23 protein-coding genes are annotated in these 25808 nt (G+C 60.6%); 10 read left to right on the forward strand and 13 right to left on the reverse strand.

The features are described 5' to 3' along the window. Positions 1-850: 850 nt before the first annotated feature. The 4 genes from VFO29_03495 (at position 851) to VFO29_03510 (ending at position 3902) form a co-directional block, all read left to right on the forward strand. Complete coding sequence (locus VFO29_03495; GenBank protein HET9392579.1) at positions 851-1834, forward strand: helix-turn-helix transcriptional regulator; 984 nt, start codon at positions 851-853, stop codon at positions 1832-1834. A gap of 7 nt (positions 1835-1841) precedes the next feature. Further along, the gene (locus VFO29_03500; GenBank protein HET9392580.1) at positions 1842-2102 is read left to right on the forward strand and encodes a hypothetical protein; all 261 of its coding nucleotides are present in this window, start codon (positions 1842-1844) and stop codon (positions 2100-2102) included. A 79-nt stretch (positions 2103-2181) separates the two neighbouring features. Continuing rightward, positions 2182-2835, forward strand: coding sequence for a hypothetical protein (locus tag VFO29_03505; protein HET9392581.1), 654 nt, complete (start codon positions 2182-2184; stop codon positions 2833-2835). Between the two features lie 32 nt (positions 2836-2867). Further along, positions 2868-3902 (forward strand): DUF5671 domain-containing protein, encoded by a 1035-nt coding sequence (locus tag VFO29_03510; protein ID HET9392582.1) that lies wholly within the window; start codon positions 2868-2870, stop codon positions 3900-3902. Between the two features lie 2 nt (positions 3903-3904). Here VFO29_03510 and VFO29_03515 read toward each other — a convergent pair whose 3' ends face one another. The 10 genes from VFO29_03515 to VFO29_03560 all read right to left on the reverse strand — a co-directional run bounded on the left by VFO29_03515 (position 3905) and on the right by VFO29_03560 (position 15621). Then, on the reverse strand, positions 3905-5197 hold the full coding sequence (locus VFO29_03515) for an aspartate aminotransferase family protein (protein ID HET9392583.1): 1293 nt from the start codon (positions 5195-5197) through the stop codon (positions 3905-3907). Positions 5198-5199: 2 nt separating this feature from the next. Further along, positions 5200-6705: an NCS1 family nucleobase:cation symporter-1 gene (locus VFO29_03520; protein HET9392584.1), complete on the reverse strand. Its 1506-nt coding sequence runs from the start codon at positions 6703-6705 to the stop codon at positions 5200-5202. A gap of 2 nt (positions 6706-6707) precedes the next feature. Next, positions 6708-7592, reverse strand: a complete 885-nt coding sequence (locus VFO29_03525) for a nitrilase-related carbon-nitrogen hydrolase (protein HET9392585.1) — start codon at positions 7590-7592, stop codon at positions 6708-6710. A 78-nt stretch (positions 7593-7670) separates the two neighbouring features. Further along, positions 7671-9059, reverse strand: coding sequence for a dihydropyrimidinase (gene hydA / locus VFO29_03530; protein HET9392586.1), 1389 nt, complete (start codon positions 9057-9059; stop codon positions 7671-7673). A 55-nt stretch (positions 9060-9114) separates the two neighbouring features. Beyond that, positions 9115-10377 carry an NAD-dependent dihydropyrimidine dehydrogenase subunit PreA gene (gene preA, locus VFO29_03535; GenBank protein HET9392587.1) on the reverse strand — a complete coding sequence of 421 codons (1263 nt, stop codon included), beginning with the start codon at positions 10375-10377 and terminating at the stop codon, positions 9115-9117. Between the two features lie 70 nt (positions 10378-10447). Then, the gene (locus VFO29_03540) at positions 10448-11782 is read right to left on the reverse strand and encodes an NAD(P)-dependent oxidoreductase (protein HET9392588.1); all 1335 of its coding nucleotides are present in this window, start codon (positions 11780-11782) and stop codon (positions 10448-10450) included. Continuing rightward, the gene (locus VFO29_03545) at positions 11779-13287 is read right to left on the reverse strand and encodes a CoA-acylating methylmalonate-semialdehyde dehydrogenase (GenBank protein HET9392589.1); all 1509 of its coding nucleotides are present in this window, start codon (positions 13285-13287) and stop codon (positions 11779-11781) included. Before VFO29_03545 ends, VFO29_03540 begins: the two co-directional genes overlap by 4 nt. 25 nt (positions 13288-13312) lie before the next feature. Continuing rightward, positions 13313-13963: a hypothetical protein gene (locus VFO29_03550; GenBank protein HET9392590.1), complete on the reverse strand. Its 651-nt coding sequence runs from the start codon at positions 13961-13963 to the stop codon at positions 13313-13315. 18 nt (positions 13964-13981) lie between these two features. Further along, positions 13982-14542, reverse strand: coding sequence for an NTP transferase domain-containing protein (locus tag VFO29_03555; GenBank protein ID HET9392591.1), 561 nt, complete (start codon positions 14540-14542; stop codon positions 13982-13984). Further along, a complete protein-coding gene (locus VFO29_03560) occupies positions 14518-15621 on the reverse strand; it encodes an XdhC/CoxI family protein (GenBank protein ID HET9392592.1) in 1104 nt (367 codons plus the stop codon). The genes VFO29_03555 and VFO29_03560 overlap by 25 nt, the downstream gene beginning before the upstream one ends. 41 nt (positions 15622-15662) lie before the next feature. Between VFO29_03560 and VFO29_03565 the strand changes: the two genes are divergently transcribed. The 4 genes from VFO29_03565 to VFO29_03580 are packed head-to-tail and all read left to right on the forward strand — an operon-like array spanning position 15663 to position 20699. Beyond that, positions 15663-17135: an FAD binding domain-containing protein gene (locus VFO29_03565; GenBank protein HET9392593.1), complete on the forward strand. Its 1473-nt coding sequence runs from the start codon at positions 15663-15665 to the stop codon at positions 17133-17135. After that, positions 17132-18046, forward strand: coding sequence for a tetratricopeptide repeat protein (locus VFO29_03570; protein ID HET9392594.1), 915 nt, complete (start codon positions 17132-17134; stop codon positions 18044-18046). The genes VFO29_03565 and VFO29_03570 overlap by 4 nt, the downstream gene beginning before the upstream one ends. Further along, complete coding sequence (locus VFO29_03575; protein HET9392595.1) at positions 18028-20262, forward strand: xanthine dehydrogenase family protein molybdopterin-binding subunit; 2235 nt, start codon at positions 18028-18030, stop codon at positions 20260-20262. The genes VFO29_03570 and VFO29_03575 overlap by 19 nt, the downstream gene beginning before the upstream one ends. A 44-nt stretch (positions 20263-20306) precedes the next feature. Next, positions 20307-20699 (forward strand): hypothetical protein, encoded by a 393-nt coding sequence (locus VFO29_03580; protein HET9392596.1) that lies wholly within the window; start codon positions 20307-20309, stop codon positions 20697-20699. Here the strand turns inward: VFO29_03580 and VFO29_03585 are convergent, their stop codons facing one another. The 3 genes from VFO29_03585 to VFO29_03595 all read right to left on the reverse strand — a co-directional run bounded on the left by VFO29_03585 (position 20700) and on the right by VFO29_03595 (position 23657). Next, positions 20700-21653 carry a DUF4349 domain-containing protein gene (locus VFO29_03585; protein ID HET9392597.1) on the reverse strand — a complete coding sequence of 318 codons (954 nt, stop codon included), beginning with the start codon at positions 21651-21653 and terminating at the stop codon, positions 20700-20702. Positions 21654-21716: 63 nt separating this feature from the next. Then, positions 21717-22241 carry a GNAT family N-acetyltransferase gene (locus VFO29_03590; GenBank protein ID HET9392598.1) on the reverse strand — a complete coding sequence of 175 codons (525 nt, stop codon included), beginning with the start codon at positions 22239-22241 and terminating at the stop codon, positions 21717-21719. Between the two features lie 60 nt (positions 22242-22301). Next, a complete protein-coding gene (locus VFO29_03595) occupies positions 22302-23657 on the reverse strand; it encodes an 8-oxoguanine deaminase (GenBank protein HET9392599.1) in 1356 nt (451 codons plus the stop codon). Positions 23658-23705: 48 nt separating this feature from the next. On the opposite strand from VFO29_03595, the gene VFO29_03600 reads away from it, so the two are divergent. Next, positions 23706-24833, forward strand: a complete 1128-nt coding sequence (locus VFO29_03600; GenBank protein HET9392600.1) for a DUF1297 domain-containing protein — start codon at positions 23706-23708, stop codon at positions 24831-24833. Continuing rightward, a complete protein-coding gene (puuE, locus tag VFO29_03605; GenBank protein HET9392601.1) occupies positions 24830-25741 on the forward strand; it encodes an allantoinase PuuE in 912 nt (303 codons plus the stop codon). The genes VFO29_03600 and puuE overlap by 4 nt, the downstream gene beginning before the upstream one ends. Positions 25742-25808: the final 67 nt, after the last annotated feature.

Here is a 25808-nt window from a genome sequence, read left to right on the forward strand (position 1 = left end):
CTAGTTATTTCGTACTGGTATGTCGTCACTCGGCACTCCCGTGCCAGAAAGGTCCCCAGACAGTGCAAAAACTCGTTGCTGCCATTATCCTCGCCGGCCTCGCTTGCTCGCTCCAAGCCTGTACCGTAAAAGGCTCTTCCCTCACGCCCCTGGTTTCCCAAAGCCATCAGATCAAGCCAATGGACGGCGTTGGCGGTGGCCCCATGGGAGGTTGCGGCGAGCAGACCTGTCCCGACCCCACCCCCACGCCTTAGAGCAGGGCAGTACCTTCGTACTAGGAAACCATTGATGCGGCGGGTGGAGTGCCGCCGCATCAATGACCCAATCGAAACAGGCCCGCTCTCGCGAGCGGTTCGCCGAAGACCGTTTCACTGAAGCCTTCCTAGCCGCGGACTATCCCGAGTGCCGTAGGCTCTTAATCGAGCTTGGCGATCTGGCCCGCGCCGCGGTCCTGACAGCCAAAATTGATTTTCGCGAACAGCGCTATGTCGAAATGATTCAGCCCCTCGCCGGACTGAAGCCAAAGGACCCGCAGCTTGCGGTCGAACGCGACATACTGTTAGGCATCGCTTATGCTAACACCAGCGATTATTCAACGGCACGGATACGGCTGAACCGAGCCCTTGAAAACGCCGAGCCCAGCAGCCAACTTGAACTGGACGCACGCTTCTATACGGCGCTCCTCGCCTGGCTTGAGCATGAGCATCGCGAAAGCGAAACTCTACTTGAAACTCATCTTCACGATCCATTGCCTAACAATAGGGCCCGCGCCCATTTCTTACTATCGTGGATCGCGGTCCGTCGGCGAGACGTCGGTCGCCAAGTTCGAGAACTAGTTGCGACGCTCGAGGTGCTGGCTGAGGCCGAGCAACCCGATGAATACTATCGCGCTAAAGCGCTGCGAGCGCTGGTCCTTCTTGGCCGCGAGCTTCCGCTGTTCGATGAGTGGCAGCGCATGCGTGAAACATATGCTGCGATACGTTGGGCGCCCGGGACACGCTTAGAACAATTTCAAACGTTGCGCTATCTGGGGTGGATCGACGCACTACAGGGCAACGAGCTCGCCGCGTTCCGCGCTTTCCGCGAGGCGTCGGCGCTTGCTCCTTCCGAACATTGGCGCGTTCTCTGCTTGACCGATCGCGCTTACCTGGCGCGCAATACCGGTGAGAAGACGTTTGCGCAGGATGTGTTGCACGAAGCGGACGAGGTTGCGCAGCAACTATCCTGGCATGAAACTCAACGCGAAGAGCGGTCTTCGCTGTTTGTCTTGGCCGAACTGTTTGCAACGATCGATCCGGCTCTCTCGCAAAAGTACCTAGCGCAGTTCCGATCGTTGAATACCTCAGTGATGCTGGGAATTGCTTACGAAGATGATCCCCGCATACGAGCGTTCGCTGCGTACTCTTCCGGCAAAGCACTGCTCGAGCTGGGCGAGACGGCCGGTGGTATCGCGATGCTCACGGAAGCGCGCGATACGTTTGAAGCGTTCCACTACGGCTGGCGGATGGCGCTGTGCGCGCTGGCATTGCACAAAGCCACCGGCGAGTCGCGATGGCTCGTCGAGGCGCGTCAGCAGATTGCGCCATGGCCGCGCAGCTGGATCGCGCGTGAAGTTTCGGCGGCGAGCGACGCGACGGCTGATAACCGGCTGATGTCGAAAGCGCAACGGCGCGTCCTAGAACTACTCATAGAAGGCAAGAGCAATGCAGAAATCGCCAAAGCGCTCGGTCGCAGTCCGTACACTGTCCGAAACCATATCGCGCAGCTCTTCCGAACGTACAACGTTACCAATCGAACACGTCTCGCGGCCCTCTTCAAGCAACGCGCCGTCTAAAGCCGCCGTGAGCCGGCCGTTCTTTCCATGCCTATGGTGCGGCGCGGCCATCGAGCGCGAACGGGTTCTCGCGCGCGGACGGCCGCCGATGTACTGCAGCGAGGCGTGCAAGAAGCACGAACCGCATCGCTCGCTCGTGATGCGCATTTACCACGCCAGCGAGAACGCTGCCGTGGAGCAAGGCTTCTCGGATTACGCCGATTTCGACGAGACCACCCAGGAAGAATATCGAAAGCGAGTCGCCGGGGCGGTAAAGAAAGCAAACTAGGGCCAAAAGGCACAGGAAACTGGTACGGATGTACTAAATAACGGGTGTGGGCGAATTTCGCCCCTCGAGGCAACCCGGCATGAAAAGGCTCGCTTTAGCCCTCGCGCTGACCCTCTTTTGGCCACCCATCATAAGCGCGCCGGCCGCCGCCAAGCCGTTCTATAACCCGCTCAGCCACTGCGGGACCGAGCGCTGGCACATCAAGACGCTCGACGACTCCCAAGCCGGCCTCATCAACGGCACGCCGGTCACCCGAACGATCGCGCAGATGCGCGCGCTCCCTGTTCCCAGCGGCTTCAACAAGAATAACGACGCCAGCCGCTATACGCCGGTTGAGGAAACCGAGTACACGATTCAGGTGAAGCTTGTCGGCTTCAAGGAAGAAGGCGACCGCGATTTTCACGTCGTCCTCGCCGACCCGAGCGACGCGACGCTCACGATGATCGGCGAGATTCCGGATCCAAAGTGCTCGACCGTTATTGCCGGCGGCCACGCGGCCAAGATCGCAAAGGTGCGCAATTCATTCGTGAAATGCTTCGGCCCGGCGCCCGCTAACGGCAAGTACAAGAAATTCGCCGGCAAGATGATCGCATCGCTTACCGGCGTTGGGTTCTTCGATTACATCCACCCGATTCCGCAAACGGGCGTCGCGCCGAATGCGATCGAACTGCACCCGATCTTACGCGTCAAAACGATTAGCGGCACCTGCCCGACAGGCTACAGCGTTCCCTAGGTCGGCGCACGACGCGCACCGAAGCGCGGGCAATGCCGACTGCGATTCTCGACTTTGTCCGCAATGCGAAAGCCAAGGGCGTTGACGATGATGCCATCACTATGGTCCTGCGCCAGCGAGGCTGGTCAGATGGAAAAATCTACGACGCGCTGACCGCCTATTACGAGGAGTCGCTCGGCTTTGCGGCGCCGGCGCGCGGCGGGCGCGCAGAGAGCGCCCGGGAAGCGTTTTTCTACCTCTTAAGCTTTGCGATGCTCGGCGTGTGGGTCGTAGCGCTCGTGTGGCTTGGCGACATGCTGATCGATCGCGCCTTTCCAAACCCGCTCGATTATTCGACGAGTTACGACCGCTCGAATATCGCTTGGCAGATGGCCAGCATCATCATCGCGTTTCCCATCTACCTGTGGATTGGCTATTTGCTCTCGCGCGAGGTCGCGAAGCGGCCCGAGACGCTCGATTCTGGCGTTCGTAAGTGGCTGACGTACATTGCGCTGGTGATTACCGCGGGCACACTAGTGGGCGACGGCGTCTGGTTCTTGACGACGTTTCTAACCGGCGACATATCCCAGCGATTTATCTTCAAAGCGATTATGTTGTTTGTCATCGTGGGCTGCGTGTATTGGTACTATCTCGCAACCATTCGCACCGATCGCCCGGCCGGGAGCTACGATCGCACGTTCGGGTCGCTCGCGACCGTGGGGGTTGTGCTCGCGGTTATCCTAGGATTTGTTGGCATCGGCTCGCCCTCGCACGGCCTCGGCTTGAATTACGATAATCAGCGCACGAGCGATCTTTACTGGCTTGCGAATACCGTCCGGCAGGACTATGCCTCGCAAAAGCAGCTTCCAAGCTCGTTAGCAGCCATCGATCCGAGGTCGACGCACGCGCGCGATCCGCAGGGCAAACCCTATACGTACATCCCGGGGACAGGCCCGAATTACAAGCTGTGCGCGACCTTCGAAACCGATACGAGCGGCAACACGCACGATTTTTGGCGACACGGACAAGGCGTCTGGTGCTATCGGATGAACGCGACGGCGTTCCCGGCCTTCCCCCAGAATAACTAGCCTTAGAGAGCGGCTAGCGAGTCTGTGAACGCTTTTAAGAACTCGGTCGTGTCGCTGTCGTCGAAGATCAGCGGCGGCTGAATGCGCAGGACGTTGCCGAACCGGCCGCCTTTGCCGATCAGCACATTGCGCTTACGCATCTCCTCGAGCATCTTCGTCGCCTCGGCCGGCGCATAGGCTTTCGTCTGCGGATCCTTCACGAGCTCGACGCCAATCATCAGGCCGTGGCCGCGGACGTCGCCCATGATGGGGTAGCGTTTTTGCAGGTCGCGTAGCCCGGCGAGCAGCTTCTCGCCCTGGCGCTTTGCGTTCGCGATAAGGTTGCGTTTTTCGATGACCTCGATCGTCACGCGCGCGGCGCGCGACGAGATCGGATTCCCGCCGAACGTATTGATGTGCGGGCCTTTGAAAATGTCCGCAAGTTCCGGGCGGGTGATCGTGATGCCGATCGGCATGCCGCTGGCCAATCCCTTGGCGGACGTGATGATATCTGGCACGACACCGTAGGTGCCGGTGATGCCGAACATGCCGTCGCCCAGGCGTCCCCACCCGGTTTGCACCTCGTCGGCGATAAGCAGCGTGCCAAACGGTTCAAGCGTTTCTTTCAGGACTTTGTAGTACTCGTCCGGCGGCGTAATGATGCCGCCGACGCCCGCGATCGTTTCGGCGATCATGGCGGCGGGGTTGCCATTGGTCGCCGTTTCGATGACGCGCTTCGCAGCCTTCGCGCACGCGATGCCGCAGGACGGATACGTCATGCCGAGGGGGCAGCGATAGCAATACGGATTCGGCACGAATGCCACGTGCGGAACCTGCGGTCCAAAGTTGCGCCAATTGCTTTGCCCGGCCATGGCGACGGTGTAGAGCGTGCGCCCGTGGTACGCGTGTTCGAGCGCCAGGAAATCCGGCGAATTCTTGAATAGGCGCGCGACCAGCGCGGCCATTTCGTTTGCCTCGGAGCCGGAGTTGGCGAAGAAGCTCTTGGTCATGCCTTCGGGCGCGACGTCGGCCACTTTCTCGGCGAGATCCAGCATCTCGTCCGTTAGGTAGAGCGTCGAAACGTGCGTCAGCTTCTTGGCCTGATCGGCGACCGCTTGCGTAACTTCGGTTTCACCGTAGCCCAGCGTGTTGGTCGCGATGCCGGCGAACGCATCGAGGTACTCGTTGCCCTCGTCGTCGCGAACGCGTGTGCCCTCGCCGCCGACCAGCGTCAGCGGCTGCTCGTAGTAGGTTTGCTGCGCGGCAAAAAGATGTTTCTTGGCGCGCTCGGCGTTCTTTTTCTTGAGCAGTTGCATGGTCAGGCCTCCGTGGTTATGGCGTCAAATTGTTCTTCGGTGATGATTGACCGGTCCCCGCGCATCAGCAGCCAGTAGGCGAAAAGGCCGCCCAACAGGCTGAAAATCCAGCCGCCGCTCCATAAGAAATGCACCGGCGTGATGAAAAAGCCGAGCAGCGCAATGCCCCAGCCGACGACTAATGCGCCGACTGCGCGCAAGTTGAAACCGCCGGCATAAGCGTAGATTCCGCGCGGACTGTAGAGCTGTGCGAGATCCAACCGGCGCTTGCGTACCAGCCAGTAATCGGCGATCGCGATGCCGTCAAAGGCGCCGAGCATCAAGCCGTACGTGCCGAGCCACAGGAAAACGTATGTCTGCGACGTCTCGAGCACTTTCCACGGCTGCAGTACGAGGCTGAGCAGCCCGGTTAGCACGGCGCCGATTGCGAAGTTGATGTAGCGCGGCCAAAGGTTCTCGAACGCGCGCGCAGGCGCCATCACGTTCGCCCCGACGTTGATCGTCACCGATGACAGGATCACGATAATGCCGGCAATCACAATAACCGCGAGCGGGAACTTTTCAATCAAATCAACCGGATTCCAAATGGCTTTTCCGTAGATTTGAACCGTCGCCGATGTCACCGCGATACCGAGGAAGGAGAAGAGTGCCATCGCGAGCGGCATCGATAGAATTTGTCCCAGCATTTGTCCGCGCTGCGTCTTCGCGTAGCGCGTGTAATCCGGAATATTCAGCGCGAGCGTCGCCCAGAAGCCGATCACACCGACAACCGACGGCAAGAATTGGATCCAAAACTGCGTGCCATGGATCGTTGCCGGCGCCGCGAGCATCGGACCAAATCCACCCGCGGTGCGGGCCGCCCATGCAAGCAAAGCAATGGCGGCAATGCCGACCGTTGGTGCGGCGATCTGCGCGAGACGTCCGATTGCCTGCGGCCCGCGCATCGCGATGGCGACGTTCAACAACCAGAAGAGCGCGAAGGCGAGCCACGTGTGTTCTTGGTAATCACCCCATGGCGCGCTTAGTCCGCGCCATGCAGGCAAGACGGTCGAAAGAATCGCGTCCAGCGCTTGTCCGCCGAACCACGAGTTGATGCCGAACCAGCCCGCGGCGATAAGCGCTCGCGCAATCGCCGGAATGTGCGCGCCGCGCGTTCCGAACCACAAACGGGCGAAGACGGGGTAGGGAATTCCGTATTTCGTGCCCGCGTGTGAAACGAACAGAATCGCGCTCAGGACGATGACGCTTCCAAGGAAGATCGCAAGAACGGCTTCCCACCAGTTCATGCCGATCGAAATCATGCTGCCGGCAAGCGTGTAGGTGGGGATGCACAGACACATCCCGATCCACAGCGAGGCGAATTTCGAACCGGGCCAGGTGTGTTCGGCGAGCGTGCACGGGCGCAGATCGTCGTTCCACATCGAATGGTTTTGCGCGGCTTGATCGTGCGCCGCGCCGGTTAGCACGACGATGTCGCCGGCGCGTACTTGTGTTGCGTTCGCTTCCAAGGCTAGACCTGAACGAGGTCGTCGTACGTCTCGGGACGACGGTCGCGATAGAATTGCCAGGTGTTGCGCACTTCGGTAATCAGGTTGCGGTCCATCACGCCGATGACGACTTCGTCCTTATCGCGGCTGCCGACCGCCACGAAGTTTCCGCGTGGGTCGACGAGGTACGACTGGCCGTAAAACTCACCCATGTTCCAGGGTGTCTCCACGCCGACACGGTTGATCGCGCCGACGTAATAGCCGTTGGCAACTGCGTGCGCAGGCTGTTCGAGCTTCCACAGGTATTCGGAGAGCCCGGCGACCGTTGCCGACGGATTGAAGATGATCTCGGCGCCGTGCAAGCCGAGCATGCGCGCGCCTTCAGGGAAATGGCGATCGTAACAAATGTAAACGCCGACCTTGGCAAAGGCCGTGTCGAACACCGGATAGCCGAGGTTTCCTGGACGGAAGTAATACTTTTCCCAGAATCCGCAGCCGGCCGGCCCGGCTTGGACCTGCGGAATGTGGTGCTTGCGGTATTTGCCGAGATATTTGCCGTCCGCGTCGATGACGGCGGCGGTGTTGTAATAGACGCCCGCGAAATCTTCCTCGTACATCGGAATGACCAGCACCATGCCGGTTTCTTTGGCGATGCCTTGCATGAGCTTGGTCGTCGGTCCGTCGGGAATCTGTTCGACTGCTTCGTACCACTTCGGTGTCTGCTCCGTGCAGAAGTACGGCCCGTAAAACAGCTCCTGTAAGCACACGATCTGCGCGCCTTTTTTCTTCGCCTCGTGAATCAGCTTCACGTGCTTGTCGATAGCCTCTTTTTTATGAACCGCCACCGGTTGCGCGCCATCCGTATCGTGGTGCGTCTGAATCAGACCGATCGTTACTTTAGATTCCATTATTCTCCGTTAAGCGCCCCTCGTTACCTCGGGGTCCTTCGATACCTCAGGATGACAACTCAGTCAGGATGACAACCGTTACATCGTAACTGGATAGAAGCGTTCGCTCTTTATGTGTTTGCCCGCGCCCTTTGTGCCGACGAATTTGTCGCCGTCGGCCACCATTTTGCCGCGTGAGAAGACATAGCGCGGGCGGCCTTCGACCGTCATGCCTTCGAAGACGTTGTTGTCTACATTTAAGTGATGGCTCTTGGCGGAAATCGTGCGCTTTTTCTTCGGGTCCCACACGACGATGTCGGCGTCGCTGCCGACCGCAATGGTGCCTTTGCGCGGGAAGAGTCCGAAGAATTTCGCGGGATTGGTCGAGCATAGCGCCACGAATTGATTCGGGCCGAGCACGCCGCTATTCACGCCGGCTTGCCAGAGAATCGCCAGGCGATCTTCGGCGGTCGGCGCGCCGTTCGGAATCTTTGAAAAATCGTTCTTGCCGAGTTCTTTTTGCCCGCAAAGATTGAACGAACAGTGATCGGAGCCGAAGCTGTGCAGCTCCATATTCTTGAGCTTGCGCAGCAGCACGTTCTGATTCCACTTTTCGCGAATCGGCGGCGAGAGCACGTATTTAGCGCCCTCAAAGTTGGGGCGCTCGTAATCGGTGAAGTCGCAAACCAGATACTGCGGGCACGTTTCCCCGTAGACCGGCAGTCCTCGCTTGCGTCCGTCGCTAATCGCATCGGCCGCCATGGCACTGCTGACATGCACCACATAGAGCGGCGCGCCGGCGATTTCGGCGAGGCGAATCGCGCGATGGGTCGCCTCTCCTTCGCACTCGACCGGACGCGTCAGCGCGTGCCATTTCGGCTCGGTCTTGCCTTCGGCCAGCGCTTGTTTCGTGATGACCTCAATCACGTCGCCGTTCTCGGCGTGCACTTGCACCAGACCGCCGGCGTCGCGGCAAGTCTGCAGCGTTTTGAAGATGGTCTCGTCATCGACGTACAGCACGTGCTTGTACGCCATAAACACTTTGAACGAGTTCACGCCTTGCGCGATCATCTTCGGAATCTCGGCCATCGTCTCGTCGCGGCCGTCGGCGATCGTGAGATGGAAGGCGTAGTCGATGACTGCCTTGCCGCCGGCTTTCTCTTTCCATTTGTCGAGCGCGTTCTGCAGTGAATCGCCGCGCGCGTGGAGGGCAAAATCCACGACTGTCGTCGTGCCGCCCATGGCTGCGCCGCGCGTACCCGTTTCGAAATCATCCGCTGTAACCGTTCCGCCGAACGGCATGTCGAAATGCGTATGCGGGTCGATGCCGCCCGGAAACACGTAAGCGCCGCTTGCGTCGATGACGTCGTGCTTGCCTTTGTCCAGGTCGTTGCCAATCGTGGCGATGGTTTCGCCTTCGATGAGCACGTCGGCGTTATAGGTATCGGTCGCGGTTACAACGGTACCGTTGTGGATTAAAGTGCCCAAGTGTCACGCACCCCTCGATACCTCGGGGTCCTTCGATACCTCAGGATGACAACTCTCAGGATGACACTCCTTCTAAACGTAAGCTGCGTTGCTTCCACGATTCGGGTGGCAGGCCGGTGTCAATTTCGATCATCTCGATGCATTGCTCGACCGGGCACACCATCTGGCAGAGGTTGCAGCCGACGCATTCCTGTTCGTCGACCACCAGCGTGCTCGAACCGTTGTTGGAGATCCGGTCGATGCACTGGTGCGCCGCGTCTTCGCAGGCAACGTAGCACTTGTTGCAGTGGATGCACTTGTCTTGGTCGATCCGTGCGATGATCTTGTAGTTGAGATTGAGATTCTCCCAGGTCGTAATCCGGTTCGCGGATTTGCCGACCAGGTCTTGGACGCTCGCGAGGCCGCGCTCGTCCAAATAATTATTCAGCCCGTCGATCATGTCTTCGACGATGCGGAAGCCGTGGTGCATGGCCGCCGTGCAGACTTGCACGTTGCTTGCGCCTAAGAGCAAGAATTCAGCGGCGTCCTTCCACGTCTCGATGCCGCCGATGCCGGAAATCGGAATGCGCACTTCCGGGTCGCGCGCGCAATCGTTGACCATATTGAGCGCAATCGGCTTGACCGCCGGCCCGCAGTACCCGCCGTGGCTGCTCATGCCGTCCACATGCGGCACCGGGTTCCATGTCTCGAGATCGACGCCGATCAAACTGTTGATCGTGTTGATCATGCTGACCGCGTCGGCGCCACCCTCCGATGCCGCGCGCGCACCGAAACGAATGTCGGTGATATTGGGCGTGAGCTTCACAATGACCGGGACGCGCGCGACTTCTTTGGTCCATTCGGAGACTTGTTTAATGAGGTCCGGATGCTGGCCGACGGCCGAACCCATACCACGCTCGCTCATCCCGTGCGGGCAGCCGAAGTTCAGCTCGAAGCCGTCGATGTCAACTTCTTGCACGCGCTTCACGAGTTCGTGCCACGCCTTTTGCTCGCAAATTTCCATCAGCGACGCGATGATCGTGCGCTCGGGGAAGGCTTTCTTGCATTCGGCGATCTCTTTGAGATTCACGTCCAGCGGGCGATCGGTGATCAACTCGATGTTGTTCATCGCGATCATCTTGTTTTGTTTGTAGTCGAGCGCCGCGAAGCGCGACGTGACGTTGACGATCGGCGTGCCGAGCGTCTTCCAAACTGCGCCGCCCCAGCCGGCTTCGAACGCGCGCATCACTTGGTAGCCGCTATTCGTCGGCGGCGCCGATGCAAGCCAGAATGGGTTGGGGCTCTTAATGCCCGCGAGATTTGATTCTAAGTTAGCCATATTTCACGCACCCCTCGATACCTCGGGGTCCTTCGATACCTCAGGATGACACCACGCCTCACCATGACACTCACGCCGGTACCTTGCTATTGAGAAAGGCGTCAATTGCGCGGGCGGCGACTTTGCCTTGCTCGGCCACTTCAACCACCATCGCTTCGCGCATGCCTTTTTCAAAGATGCAGTCGCCTGCGGCCCAGACGCCCGGGCGCGATGTCTTCAGTTCTTCGTCAACTTGCACGACGCCGAAATCATGCGCGATTCCCAACTTGTCGAACGTTTCGATAAGCCGGCTCTGGCCGATGGCGCGAATGAACGTATCGACGGGTTCGGTGAATTCGGTGCCGGTGATTGGCACGACGACCTCGCGGTCGCCTTGCGTTTCGATTTTCGTGCGCACGAACTCAACCGCATTCACATGCTGGTTCTGACCAATGATGCGTTTCGGCGCGCAGAAGAAGCGGAACTCGATGCCCTCTTCCTTGGCGAAGTCGTATTCGAACTGGTACGCGGTCATCTGCTCTTCGCCGCGGCGATAATAGCAAACGACGCGCGCCTCTTTGCAGCGCGAAATCGAAAGCCGCTTGGCGCAGGTCAGCGCATCGATCGCGGTGTTGCCCGCGCCGACGATGGCGACGCGTTCGCCTAAATCCGGAATCGGCAAACCCAACTTCGCGCGCTCGATAAAGTCGAGCGCATCCCAAACGCCCTCGAGATTCTCGCCCTCGATCCCGAGTTTGGGGACGTTGCCCATGCCGCAGGCTAAGATCACGGCATCGTATTCTTTCACGAGATCGTCCAGCATGACATCGAAGCCAACAAGCACGCCGGTGCGCACGTCCAGGCCCAAGCGCACGACTTGCTCGGCCTCCCACAGCGCCGTCTCGACCGAGAGGCGGAACGGTACGATTCCGTACGTGTTCAGGCCGCCGAGTTGATCTTTGGCTTCGAAGATCGTGACCGCGTGGCCAAAGCGCCGCAGATCGCGAGCCGCCGAGAGTCCGGCCGGGCCGCCGCCGATAATCGCGACGCGCTTGCCGGTATCCGGGCCAGGCTCGAAGAGTTGAATGTCGCGTTCGGCGACGTAATCGATCGCGTGGCGTTGCAAGTCGCCAATGCGAATCGGCGAATCGCCGGCCGCGTTGTAGACGCACGCGCCTTCGCAGAGTTCTTCGGTCGGGCAGACGCGCGCGCAGCTCGCGCCCATCGCGTTGGATTCCATGATGGTGTACGCGCTGCCCTTAACGTTGCCGGTCGAAATTTGTTGGATGAATCCGGCGATGTCGATGTGCGTCGGACATGCGTTCATGCACGGCGCATCGTAGCAGTACAAACAGCGGTTGGCCTCGAGTTTGACCTCGATCGCCGAGAGCGGTTTGTGGATCGACTTGCCTAAGGCTTCGCTCATTTATGCGTCGGGAATCCCAGGTTGACGCCGGCGTTCGAATCGTGCCAGCGGCTAGTCACGACTTTACCGCGCGTGTAGAAGCGGAAGCCGTCTTCGCCATAGATGTGCAGGTCGCCGAAGAGCGATGCTTTCCATCCGCCGAAACTATAGTAACCGACGGGCACCGGAATCGGCACGTTGATACCGATCATGCCGACTTCGACTTCGCTTTGGAAGCGGCGCGCTGCCGCACCACTGCGCGTGAAGATTGACGTGCCGTTGCCGTACGGATTCTCGTGCAGGATGCGCAGCGCTTCGTCGAGCGAGTCAACGCGCGTGTTCACGAGCACCGGACCAAAGATTTCGTCGCGATAGATCGACATCTCCGGCGTAACTTTGTCGAACAGTGTCGGCCCGATGAAGAAGCCGTTCTCGTAGCCGCTGACCTTGAAGTCGCGCCCGTCGACGACCAGCTTCGCGCCGGCCTTCTCGCCTTGTTTGATGTAGTCCAGAATACGGTCGCGCGCGGCCGCATTGACGACGGGGCCCATGTCGTTGCTGCGATCGAAGCCCGGTCCTATCTTCAGTTTGCCGATGCGGGCCTTCACGCGATCCATCAACGCATCGCCGGCGTCACCGACGGTCAGCGAAGCGGAGATCGCCATACAGCGTTGCCCGGCCGATCCGTATCCCGCCGAAACGAGCGCGTCGGCCGCCGAATCCAGATCCGCGTCCGGCATCACGATCATGTGATTCTTTGCACCGCCCAGCGCTTGCACGCGCTTGCCGTGCGCGGCAGCGGTTTGATAGATGTATTTGGCAATCGGCGTCGAGCCGACGAAGCTGATCGCGTTCACGTCCGGATGCGTCAGCAGTGCGTCGACCGCGACCTTGTCGCCGTGCACGACATTGAAGACTCCGTCCGGCAGACCGGCGCGTTGTAACAGCTCCGCAATTAAGAGTGATGCGGACGGATCGCGCTCCGACGGCTTCAACACGAACGCATTGCCGCACGCGATCGCAATCGCGAACATCCACGTCGGGACCATCATCGGAAAATTAAACGGCGTGATGCCCGCGCAGACGCCCACCGGCTGGCGCAGCGAGTACGTGTCGATCGTCGTCGAAACGTTTTCGCTGAACTCACCCTTGAGTTGGTGAGTGAGCGAGCATGCGAAGTCCACGACCTCGAGCGCGCGCGCGACCTCTCCCTCGGCGTCGCCGACGATCTTGCCGTGTTCGCTGGCAAGGATCTCGCCGAACTGCGTGGCGTGCTCTTTCATCAGCGCCCGGAAGACGAAGAAGATCTCAGCGCGTTTTCCCAGCGGCGTGCGCCCCCAGGCGACCTGCGCGGCCTTGGCGGTCTGCACGGCGCGGTCAACGGTTGCCTGGTCGGCGAACGCAACCCGCGCCTGCACCTCGCCGCGCGCCGGGTCGTACACGTCGCCGAAGCGGGCGGCGTCTTCGCCGTAGGCTTTTCCGCCTATGAAATGGCTGATCGTCCGTAGTTTAACGGGAGCTTGCATCGGGCGTTCTTCGCCGTCGACGGGGTTAAGGGCTTCCGGCGTCCTCCAGCCGCGTCTCTATCGCGACTGCGTTGGTGATTCGCCTCCGGTCGGGGTAGGTCGACGTCTCGCGGCCGGCAAGCGAGAGCCTCGTCATTATGCCGTGCACGAAAACGGCCTCGCCGTCCTCACGCTGATCTTGCGTGCCCTTGTCGCCGGCAAAACCCGCTTCGCCCGAACCTTGGAAACTGAGATGTAGACGAACGAGGCCGGTTGCCGGGTTCAGTTCCGTGACCGTTGTCGTCCAGTATTCGGTAGAAGTAGGATGACGGATCGTGTTTGTCCACGTTGTGCCGGGGCTGAGAATTCCCGGCGGTTGGCCGAGCAGAGTGCTGCTGTATACAAAAACCGGAAGCGCCACGGCCTGCCGGTTCTCGCCGATTACTTTTCCCGATTGGTCGCTCGTGAATCTCATGACTTCGCCGGTTCCGGCATACTGTCGCGTCCACGTTAGATGAGACGCTGTTGCATCGCCGACCATCACCGTGTAGGCAACGCCGCTCTGCGTTGGCTTGAACCCAGCCAGCAACGGTGCGTCCATTCTCCGTCTCCAGGTGGTGCGGTAATGGAGCTGTTGCCCCTTTTGAACGCGCGGCGCGAGCAAAGCCGGCAGCACGATAGCTGCGAGCATCATCATGCGGTCAGTATAACACGCTCAGGCGTTCATCGTTCGCAGTTGCGAAGGGTCATTCACGTCATCGTACGCCGCGTTATCGTCGACGGGTACCGGCACACGAACGAGCTCCGGATTGTCGCGTAAGCTTTGCAACGAATCGCCCGTCGTTACTTCGAGTCTCGTCCGCGCGCGCGGCGAGAAATAGACAGGATGGCCGCCAAGCCCGTCGCGTTCCGGGAAGCACACGTCCGCGCCGGCAGCGCTTGCATGCTCTACGATCGTCTTCGCCAGCGCTTCCGTCACTAACGGTTTATCACCGAGAAAAACCAGCAACGCGTTTTCCGTCGGCGCGGCGCCGTTGGCGATCTCGAACGAGTGCGCCATGCCGAGATCGGGCTTCGAATTCAGAATGATTTGTATCCGCGGGCGCTCGTGAATGTGCGGCGCGACTTCGGGCGAGCTGACCACGATTGTATCGTAGTCGCGCGTCACGTCGAGTACGCGATCGATCATCGGCACGCCGCGCACGTCCATCAGGAGTTTCTGCGCGCCCATGCGGGACGAGCGCCCCGCCGCTAGGACAACTGCGGTGACTTCCAATGCCCCCTCACCGGTCCGGTGCCGTGGACGAGCCGTCCGCCTTCGCGTCCGTGACGCAATGCGATAATCTCCGACGCGATCGCGATCGCCGTCTCTTCCGGCGTGCGCGCACCGAGATCGAGTCCAATCGGCGCATTCAAGCGCTCGATTTCAGCCTCGGTCGTGCCGAGTTCGCGTAATTGCGCCAGGCGGCGTTCGTTCGTGCGGCGGCTGCCCATCACGCCGATGTAACCGGCGTTGGTTTCCAGCGCCGCGCGAATGAGTGGAATGTCGAATTTTTCGTCATGTGTGAGTGCGACGATCGCGGTGCGGTCGTCAACCGGCGCACCGCGCAGAAAATCATCGGGCCAAGCAACCACAACGCGGTCTGCTTCCGGAAAACGTTCGGGCGTTGCGAATGCCGGACGCGCGTCGCAGAGCGTAACTTCATAACCCAGCAGTTTTGCCACGCGAACCATGGCGTGCGCGAAATCGATCGCGCCGAAGATATACATGCGCGGTTTGGTTAGCACGTTGTGAATGAAAACGCGCACATCGCCGTGCGGTTCGCCTTCGTCGCCGTAGCCCCGAATTTCCGTGGCTTCACCGGCAATGGACGCGCGCACTTCGGTAGCGACGACGTCGTCAAGGCGATCGTTTCCAAGCGAGCCGAACGTCGAGTCTTCGAAGATGAACAAACGGTTTCCGATTCCGCGATCGTCGAGGCGCAGGCTTTCGGCGATCAGCGCTTCGGACGTCAAGCGTCGTTCAATCGCGGCCGTTTCGGCCTGATCGAGCGGCTCGACCAGTACGCTGAGCGTTCCGCCGCAGCTCAGGCCGACGGCTTGTGCGTCCGCATCGGAGAGCCCGTACTCGACAAGCCGCGCCCGCCCGTCCCGCAGCACGCCGGCCGCCTCTTCCGCGAGCGCGGCTTCGACGCAGCCGCCGCTGATCGAGCCGAAGAGCTGGCCGGACTCGCAGATGGCCATCACGGCACCCGGGTCGCGTGGGGCCGAGCGGAGGACGTCCACCAGGGTGGCCAGCGCGACCCGGTCACCCGCCTCCTGACGTTGCCGGATCTCCTCGAGGAGCTCGTGCATGCGCATGGCTTCAACGGGGGTCCGGTGAAGTCCGACTAGCTATGTTGTGGCAGCGGTATTACCAGCCGCGTACTATCGCTCGGGCGCTTGCATTGCTGCGCGAGCTTGGCCCGGAAGCGCGCATCGTCTCGGGCGGCACCGACGTATTGGTCGAACTGCAGCGCGGCGTCAAGCCGACGCAGACGCTGATCGACGTTACGGCGCTGCGCGAGCTGAAGTACGTGCGCGAGGACGGCGATCGTATCGCGATCGGCGGATTGGCGACACATAACGATGTGCTTGCCTCGGAAGCCTGTGCGCGGCACGCGTTGCCGCTCGTGCAAGCGTGTGTCGAAGTCGGCGCACCGCAGATTCGCACGCGTGCAACCATCGCCGGAAATTTGGTGACCGCGTCGCCCGCCAACGATACGATCGTACCGCTCATCGCTTTGGGCGGCGAGATCGTGCTCGAAAGCGTCGACGGAACGCGCGTCGTGGACATCGCCGAATTCTTCACCGGCTTCCGCAAGACGCAAATGCGTCCGGATGAACTCTTGCGCGAGATTCGCGTGCGGCCGCTGAGCAAAACAGAGCGCGGAATCTTTTTAAAACTCGGATTGCGCCGCGCGCAGGCGATCTCCGTTATAAGTGTGAGTGTCATCCTGAGCACTTCGTCAGGCTCAGCACAGGCTCTGTCGAAGGACGACCTAATCGAGGAGGCACGCATCGCGCTCGGCTGTCTCGCGCCAACGATCGTGCGCGGTGCCAATGCGGAAGCTGCGCTCACTGGCAAGACTTTGAACGCCGAAACAATCGCCGCCGCTGCGCAAGCAGTGCTCGAAGATGTCTCGCCGATTGGCGACGTGCGCGGCAGTGCCGCGTATCGCAACCTCGCGGTGGTCGCGCTCGTAGAGCGCGCGCTGCAGCGAATTGCGGCCGACTCGTGCGCCGAAGGCGTCCCGGATCGCCATATCTTGCTCGACACGGGCGAAGAAGCGCAGCCGGCGGTTTCAGAATTCGACGGCACCATCGTTTCGACGATTAACGGCACACGCGCCGAATTGCGCGATGCCGGCCGCAAGACGTTGCTGAATGCATTGCGCGAAAACGCCGGACTGACAGGTTCAAAGGAAGGCTGCGCGGAGGGAGAGTGCGGCGCGTGCACCGTTTGGCTTGACGGCCAGGCCGTCATGTCGTGCCTGGTGCCGGCTGCGCAAGCGCACGGGCACAATGTCGTAACGATCGAAGGCCTTTCGTCCGGCGCGGCGGCGAGCAACGGCGCGCGGCTGCATCCGTTGCAGAAGGCGTACATCGAGCACGGCGCGGTGCAATGCGGGTTCTGTATTCCCGGCATGTTGATGGCCGGCGCAAAGCTGTTGCAAGAATGCGACTCCCCGACGCTCGAGCAGCACCAAACGGCGATCAGCGGAAACATTTGCCGCTGCACCGGCTATCGGAAGATCCTTGACGCAATGCAGCACGCGGCTGAGGCCACCGGCGCGGAACGCATCGTTGACGGCGGAGTGCGCGTGTGAGACTGCAATTGCGTGTTATAGCGATCGTGGCAGTGCTTTGTTTGTGCCGCGCTTTTTTCGCGCCGAGTCCGGCGGTGGCGCAAGCGGCCGTAGATCCCGATCAAGAGTTATTCAAGAACGTCGACTTGCTGCTGATGAACGACAAGACCGACGACGCCTTAGCGCTCTTGAATAAGGCAATTGCAGCCGGCGGCAGCGCTACTGCGTATACGCTGCGCTGCTTCATCTATACGAAGACTAGGCACTACGATGATGCTAAGCCTGATTGCGCAAAGGCGTTGCAGCTCGATCCGAAATTTGCTTTCGCTCATAAGGTACAGGGCGATCTGTTCTATGACAGCGGCGATTTGCAAGGCTCGCTCAAGGAATACGACACGTATCTTGGCTTAAAGCCTGACGACGCAGGCGGCTATTGGCGTCGTTGCGACGCTCGCCGCCGGTTGGGGGATTGGGCCGGTGCGCAAGCGGACTGCGACAAGGCAATAGCCGGATTACCGAATGACCCATCGGTGCGCGTCTCTCGTGGGCGCCTCGAACTGCAAAACAAACAATTTGACCGCGCGTACGCAGATTTTGACAGCGCGGTCGTGGGCCTCCCAAACGAGCCGGTGCCGCTGTATTGGCGCGGATATACTGCGCTGCAGATGAAGAAGTACGATCAGGCTGTGGCGGACTTCTCTGCCGCGATCAAGCTGGGTGATGAAGCTCCCGACACGTACTCCCACCGGGCCTTGGCATATGTTGGTCTCGGCAAGAAAGACTTGGCGAAGGCGGACTGGGAAAAGGCGATAGCGCTGGATCAAAAATACGGATTGTGCAAGGAGGCTCTCGATCTTAGCATTGAGGAGATCGTTAACCTCGGCAGCCCGCAGACGGTGGGCTTGGACCCGACGTGCGTAATCAAGAAATAATCGGACAAGCCGTACCCCGACCCGATGCGTTCGGTAAAGTAACCGGCGCAGCGAAGTATCCCGCCGACCTCGTGCGCGAGGACATGGTGCACCTGAAGGCGGTCTTCGCGAACCGCGCGCACGCGCGCATCCTTTCGATTGATACGTCGGAAGCGCTCGCTCAGCCGGGCGTCGTCGCTGTGTTTACGTCCGAAGACGTTCCCTACAACCGGTTCGGGTTGATTGAAGACGACCAGCCATTGCTCTGCGATGCGAAAGTGCGCTTCGTCGGCGACCGCGTCGCACTCGTTGCGGCCGAGACGCTCGAAGCGGCCGAAAACGCCGCCAAACTCGTGCGCGTCGAGTACGAAGACTTACCTGCAGTTACGAACGCTCGCGCGGCCATGTCGCCGGACTCCCCGCGTGTGCACGACGAACATGCGGACAACATCGTCGGGCACATCCGCATTCGCAAAGGCGACGTCGAGGCAGCATTTGCAGCTGCCGATGTGGTGATCGAAGACTCGTTCGAGACGTCTTGGCAAGAGCACGCGTACTTGCAGCCCGATGCCGGCGTTGCGTATTACGAAGGTCATAAGCTGGTGGTCGAAACCGCCGGGCAGTGGCTGCACGAAGACCACAAACAGATCGCTAAGATGCTGGGGCTGGCAGATGACGAGCTCGTTATTCGCTACGCCAAGATTGGCGGCGCGTTCGGCGGCCGTGAAGACCTAATCGTGCAACCTTTGCTGGCGCTGGCGACGTGGAAGTTAAAACGGCCGACGGCGCTGGTTTGGAATCGCGAAGAGTCGATTGTCGGCCATCAGAAGCGTCACCCGTATTTCATTCGCGCGAAATGGGCTGCGCGCAAAGACGGAAAGATCGTGGCGGCGCAGACCGAGTTGCTCGCTGACGGCGGGGCATACGCCAGCACGAGCATCGAGGTGCTCAAGGGCGCGACGGTTGGCGCGTCAGGAACCTACGAAATCGAAAACGTCGCGACGGACGGCTACGCGGTCTACACGAATAACGTCCCGTGCGGCGCGTTCCGCGGTTTTGGTTTGCCGCAAGCGCACTTTGCCGCCGAGTCGATGGTAACGCGATTGGCGGTGGCGCTTGATATAGATCCCGTCGAATTTCGCCGGCGCAATATCTATCGCGAAGGCAGTATTACGGCGACGCAAACGCCGCTGCCGCCGGGCGTCAGCGCGCTCCCGGTTCTCGAGCGGTGCGCGAAAGAAGCCAAGTCGCGCCTTGCATACGGGCTCCCCCGCTTCAACGGTCATCATGAGGTATCGAATGACCGCGAGCGTCAGCGAGCGGCCCTGAGCGGAGCCGAAGGGCAGCTTAAACGTGGCGTCGGCATTGCATCCGGAATAAAGAACATCGGTTACTCATTTGGTTTTCCGGACCAAGCGACAGCGACCGTCGAATTGTACGGCGAAAAAGAGATCGAACGCGTCGTCCTGCGGATTGGCGCTGCCGAATGCGGACAGGGCGCGCACCTGGTTATGCGCACGGTGTGCGCTGCGACACTTGGCGTGCCGGCGGAGCGCATCGAGCTGATCGCGGAAGACAGCGCGGAATCGCCCAACGCCGGCAGTGCGTCGGCCTCGCGCATGACGTTCATGGGTGGCCGGGCCGTCAAAGATGCGGCGACCGCCGCGCTTGCAAAGTTTCCCGGCCGCGACGCAAAGGCGACCGTGCAGTTTCATCCGCCGCCGACCACGCCGCTCGAGCCGGAGAGCGGCATCGGCATGCCGCACTTTAATTACGGCTACGTTTCGCAAGCGGTAGAAGTGGAAGTCGACACCGCGACAGGCCTGGTGCGCGTGCTGCGAATCATCAGCGTGCACGATGTCGGCCGGGCGATCAACAAGCAACAAGTCGAAGGACAGATCGAGGGCTGCCTGGCGCAAGCCGTCGGCTACACGTTAACAGAGAACTTCCAGTGCCGCGACGGAAAAATCCTCACGCCGCATTTCAGCACGTACCTGCTGCCGACGACGCTCGACATGCCGACCGAAGTCTATCCGGTAATTCTCGAGCTGGCGGATCCGAATGGACCATTTGGCGCGCGCGGCGTCGCCGAGATGGCGTTGGTTCCGTTTGCCGCGGCTGTAGCCGCGGCGGTGCACGCTGCCACGGGTGCTTGGGTAACGCAGTTGCCGATGACGCCCGAGCGCGTTCTTACAGCGATAGCCAAAACAAAGACACCGGCACCGGCGCTTTCATGATCGCCGGACCGGGCGGCGGCGGGTCCACTCAGCTTGTCCCGAGGATGCGCGCCATTCTGTTAATCGTGGCAGCCTTCTTCGTAGTTGTCTTTATAGCGCAGCGGTTCGTCGCGCCGGCGCCCAGCGTGACGGCGCTCGATTATAAGACCTTTTATCAAAAACTCGAGACCTATCAGGTGCAAACGTTCCACGCGCGCGGACTCGATGCGGACGGCACGCTCACGAACGGCACGCTTTATACAACTGGGCTCGCGAACCGCGATCCGGCGTTCGCAAAGGATGTCGTGCAACACGTCAAGGGCACCGTGACCTTTGAGAGCAGCACCAGTCTCTCATTCCTTGGCATCGTGTTCACTGCGCTGCCGTTTGTGATAGTTGCGTTCTTGATTCTTGTGATTTTGCGGACGGCGCAACGCGGCCAGTTTCCCCGCCCCTAGCTACGGTGTGGCGCGAAGCAGGCGCCGCTTTAGGAGCCAAAAGCAAAGTGCGGCCAGCAGAAGGTAGGGAACGAAAGCCGCGATCCATACGACCGTTGCCGCGATTCCAACCGTGAACTGCGCCACCGCATGCCGCGCCTCGCGCCATGCACTGACGAGTTGGGCCGTAGCCGACGGCTCCGAGGGCGCGGTTGAAGCTTCGGCGACGAGGCTTACGGAAATCGTCGAATAACTGACGCGGTTCTTCATCGATTTGACGTCCGCGTCGAGCGTCTCAATTTGCTCGCGCACCGTCGAAAGCTGGTTCTCAGCATCTAAGACCTGCGCGATGGAGCCCGAACGATCCATGATCTTCTGAATGTCGGCCTCGGTCCGCCGGAGATTCCGTAGGCGGGCTGTCGAGTCAACAATCTGCGAGGTTAAATCCTCCGCAGTAATCGAACGGGATCTGGCGCTGCCGATTTGACCGAACGCTTGCATCGTTCGGTCAAAACGATCCTCGGGAACGCGAACCTGCATGTCGGCAGAGGACTGGCCGCCATTTTGGCTTCGGCCTCTATCCTCGAGCGCCAATACGTCACCACCCTGTTGCTGCGTAACGGATGTTACCGCCGAGACCGCTTTGTCAACACTCGAAACCAAGAGGCTCACCGCGCCGGTGCGCGCGATTTGTGTCGCGGGAGCGTTCCGCCGGGACGAACCCGGCATTGGTGCGATGCGGTCCACAGCCGATGATGCCGGTATCGTTCTAAGAGGTATGCTGCGGTAAGCGGTCTTCGCTGTGACACCAACATGCTCGATCACCGGCTCTGGGTTTTCTACTCGCACGAACTGCGGCTCCGTAAGCATCGCGATCCCACGTTGCGAAAGACGCGATGATGCAAATACGGCTATGCTAAGGACGATAGCCGTTGCAAGAATCGTGATAAATACGGGACGCGCAAATCGTTTCATGTGTGACCCACCTTTAGGAACTTTGAACGCTCCTGGCCGGTCACGTTGTGACTTCGTTGGCGGTTATTCCAATGGGATTAAATAACGCCGCATCACGCGTCCGCCGACGATCGCGTCGGGAATTCGTGCACCGCCGCATTTTTCGATCACGCCGGCTGAAGCGAAGTTGTCGTCCCAGCAGGTGATGAGTGCGTCGCGCTCTCCCAGCTCGCGTAACCGCTCGCACGCGCGGCGTAACATAGCGGTCGCAACACCCTGACGGCGGAACTTCGGCTGCACGGAATATCCGACGTGGCCCCCATGGCGCCACAAATCGCCGCGCACGGAATGGCGTATGTGAATTTCGCCGGCGATTTCGTCTCCCGCGAAGACCCAATACGTTTCGGCCGGCACCCAGCCGGGCGGCAAGCCGCGCCCTTCAGCGGACTGTTGAAGAAACTCAATGTAGGCATTCAAATCGGTTCTCGCGAGACCGAACACGCAGCCCGCGGGCCACATGTTGTGATCGTCCGTCAGAAATGCGTCGAGGAAGGCCTGAAATTGCTCCGACAATTCCTTAGCGGGGCGACGAAAGTCTAGCTGCATCATGTTCGGCCCTCGACTACGCTCGGGCGCCCTTCGACTGGGCGCCCGCGCTGGGAGCGCCGCTCAGGATGACAAATCATGGGCAAGTTCGTTTGCTCTGCGGACAGTTGCATTCAGGTCGAAATCCACAATTTCGCCGCCGCGGACGCGGACCTTACCGTTGACGATCGAGAGATCGACGCGTCGCGGCGTGCAGAAGACGAGCGACGCAATCGGATCGTGAACGGCGCCGCCGGCCAGTTCGAGCGAGTCGATCGACCAGCCCACGATATCCGCCGCCATGTTCGGTGCGAGCGCGCCGATGTCGTCACGCCCCAAGACCTCGGCGCCGCCCCGCGTGGCCAGCCGCAGCGCGTCGCGCGCGGTCAGCGCGGCCGGATCGCCATGAGCGACGCGTTGGAGCAGCATAGCGTGCCGCACTTCGTCGATCATGTTGGAGGCGTCGTTCGAAGCCGAACCATCCACGCCCAAACCGACGCGTGCACCGGCTGCGCGTAACGCGCCGATTGGAGCGATGCCCGATCCTAACCGCATGTTAGAAGAAGCGCAGTACGCGACGCCGGTGCGAGTCGCGCCCAAGCGCCCGCATTCCGCCGCGGACGGATGCACCATGTGCGCGTGCCACACATCGTTTCCGACCCAGCCCAGTTTCTCGGCAAGCTCGACCGGGCGGCAGCCGAAATGCTCGATGCAGTAGCGTTCTTCGTCCAAAGTCTCGGCCAAATGCGTGTGTGCTTGAACCTTCGCGCCACGCGCGAGCGCGATGCTCTCGCGCATCAGGTTATCCGAAACGGAAAACGGCGAGCACGGTGCGACGACGATGCGCGTCATCGCGTAGCGAGAAGAATCGTGAAACGCGTCGATAACGCGCTGTGTATCCGAGAGAATCGCGGTTTCATCTTCGACGACGCTATCCGGCGGCAAGCCGCCCTTCGATTGTCCGACCGACATCGAGCCCCGCGAAGCGTGAAAGCGGAAGCCCATCTTCTTGGCAACCGCAACCTGATCGTCGACGCGCGCGCCGTTCGGCCAAATGTAGCCGTGGTCCATCGAGGTCGTGCAGCCCGAGAGTAGCAGCTCCGCGATCGCGATCTGCGTCGAGACTCTGATGCTTTCCGGGTTGAAGCGCGCCCACATGAGATACAAGCGCGTCAGCCATTCGAAGAGATTGACGTCCTGCGTGCCCGGCACGTTCCGCGTCAGCGTCTGATAGAAATGGTGATGCGTATTGACTAGCCCGGGCAGCAGCACCAGTCTCGAGCAATCGATCGTCGCATCCGCACTCGCGGCGACTTCGCCCGCCGGACCGATCGCCTCGATGACGTTGTCGCGTAGCAAAATGCTGGCGTCGCGCAGCTCGTGCTGCCCGGCGTCAAAAGTCGCGATCGCGTGCGCGTTCTTTAAAAGAAGCGTTGGCATGCCTACAAGGCGGGTACGGCCTCAAGGCGCGTCTAACCTCGCCGCTTCGTGAATGCCGCCTCTTTGCTCGACGGATACGACCGCTCCGCGCTAACGCTCTGCTCCATCGGCAGCCATTCCGCGCTGGAAGTGGCCGCCGGCGCGCGCGCGCAAGGCTTGCGCAACCTCGTCGTCACGGCAAAAGGGCGTGACAAAACGTACAACCAGTATTACGCCCGGAAAGCAAAACCCGCGCGCGGGTGTGTCGATGAAACCGTCGAGCTGGACGCCTTTATCGATTTGCTGGATGCGGAGGTTCAGAAGGTCTTACGCAAGCGCAACGTTATTTTCGTGCCCAACCGCTCCTTCGAAGTCTATTTGCGCGAGAAATATACCTACGACGAGATCGAGACCGGCATGAAGGTGCCGATGTTCGGCAATCGCAAATTGCTGCGCGCCGAAGAGCGGGACGAGGCGAACAACCAGTATGCGTTGCTGCGTCGCGCCGGCATTCGTCATCCCTTGCAGTTCAAGGACGCAAGTGAGATCGACCGGCTGGTAATGGTGAAGGCGCCGCACGCCAAAGTAACCTTTGAGCGCGCGTTTTTTCTCTGCTCGTCGCCAAACGAGTATGCCGACGTCTCGCAAGCGTTGATTCGCGACGGCGCGGTGAACGAAGACGGCCTGCGCAAAGCGATCATCGAGGAGTACGCGCTCGGGCCATCGGTGAATTTGAATTTCTTTTACTCGCCGGTCCTGGACGAGCTCGAGCTCTGCGGCACGGATACGCGCCGGCAAACGAATCTCGAGGGGTTTCGAAACATCCCGCCGTCCGCGTTGGGCGCGTTGAAAGACGTGCCGATGCGCTTGGAAGAAGCCGGCCACATTGCCGCGACGCTGACGGAATCGATGCTCGAGAAGGCGTTCGAAATGGGGGAGCAATTTCTGAAGGCGGCGCGCGAGCTCAATCCGCCGGGCGTTATCGGTCCGTTCGCACTCCAGTGCATCATCGTGGCCGGACCGCCGAAAGAGTTCGTCTGCTATGACGTGTCACTGCGGATTCCGGGTTCACCCGGCACGCGATACACGCCGTATTCGGCTTACCGCTGGGGACGCGACGTGGCGGTCGGCGAACGCATCGCTATGGAGATCGTCTTCGCGCGTGATGCGAAGCGTTTGGAAGAGGTTGTAAGTTGAGTTCGGATTATCCGCGCGATTTGATCGGCTACGGCGAGAACCCGCCCGACCCGCAATGGCCCGGCGACGCGCGGCTGGCGGTGCAAATCGTCATGAACTATGAAGAAGGCTCGGAGTATTCCATTCCTGACGGCGACGAATGTTCCGAAACATATCTAACTGAAGTGCCGGGTGCAACGCTCGGTCCGCGCAAGCGCGATCTCATCGTCGAGTCCGTGTACGAATACGGCAGCCGCGCGGGATTCTGGCGCCTGATGCGCATGTTCAAGGAGCGCAATCTTCCCATAACCGTTTTTGGCGCCGCGCTTGCGCTGGAACGTAATCCCGAGGCGGCGCGAGCGATTCGCGACGCCGGTTACGAAGTCTGTTCGCATGGCTGGCGTTGGGTGGGCTTTCAAGACATGCCCGAAGCCCAGGAACGCGAGGAGATGCACCGCGCCGTTGCGTCGATCGAACGTACCATAGGAGAACGCCCTTACGGTTGGTACTGCCGGTACGCGCCGAGCGAAAATACGCGCCGCCTCGTCGTTGAGGAAGGCGGCTTTTTGTACGACTCAAACTCGTACGACGACGACCTGCCGTACTGGGTGAAGGTCTCGGGCAAGGATCACCTGGTGATTCCGTACACGCTCGACGTCAACGACATGAAGTTTTCGGTGCCGCCCGGTTTTACGGCGCCGTCCGGTTATTTCGAGTACATGAAAGATACATTTGATGTGCTTTATCGCGAGGGAAAGAAGCAGCCGAAGATGATGTCCGTCGGACTGCACACGCGCCTGGCCGGCCGGCCCGGCCGCGCCGCCGCGCTCGAGCGGTTTCTGGACTACGTGCTCAAGCACAAACGCGTCTGGGTGTGCCGCCGCATCGACATCGCTCGCCACTGGATTGCGAACCACCCTCCGAAATGAGATACGATCACGCGGGCCTCGGCAAGCTCGGCCGCCCTTCGACTGGGGCGCCAAAATTGGCGCCCGC

The organism is Candidatus Rubrimentiphilum sp., from assembly GCA_035710515.1.
In the GTDB taxonomy this organism is placed as follows: domain Bacteria; phylum Vulcanimicrobiota; class Vulcanimicrobiia; order Vulcanimicrobiales; family Vulcanimicrobiaceae; genus Rubrimentiphilum.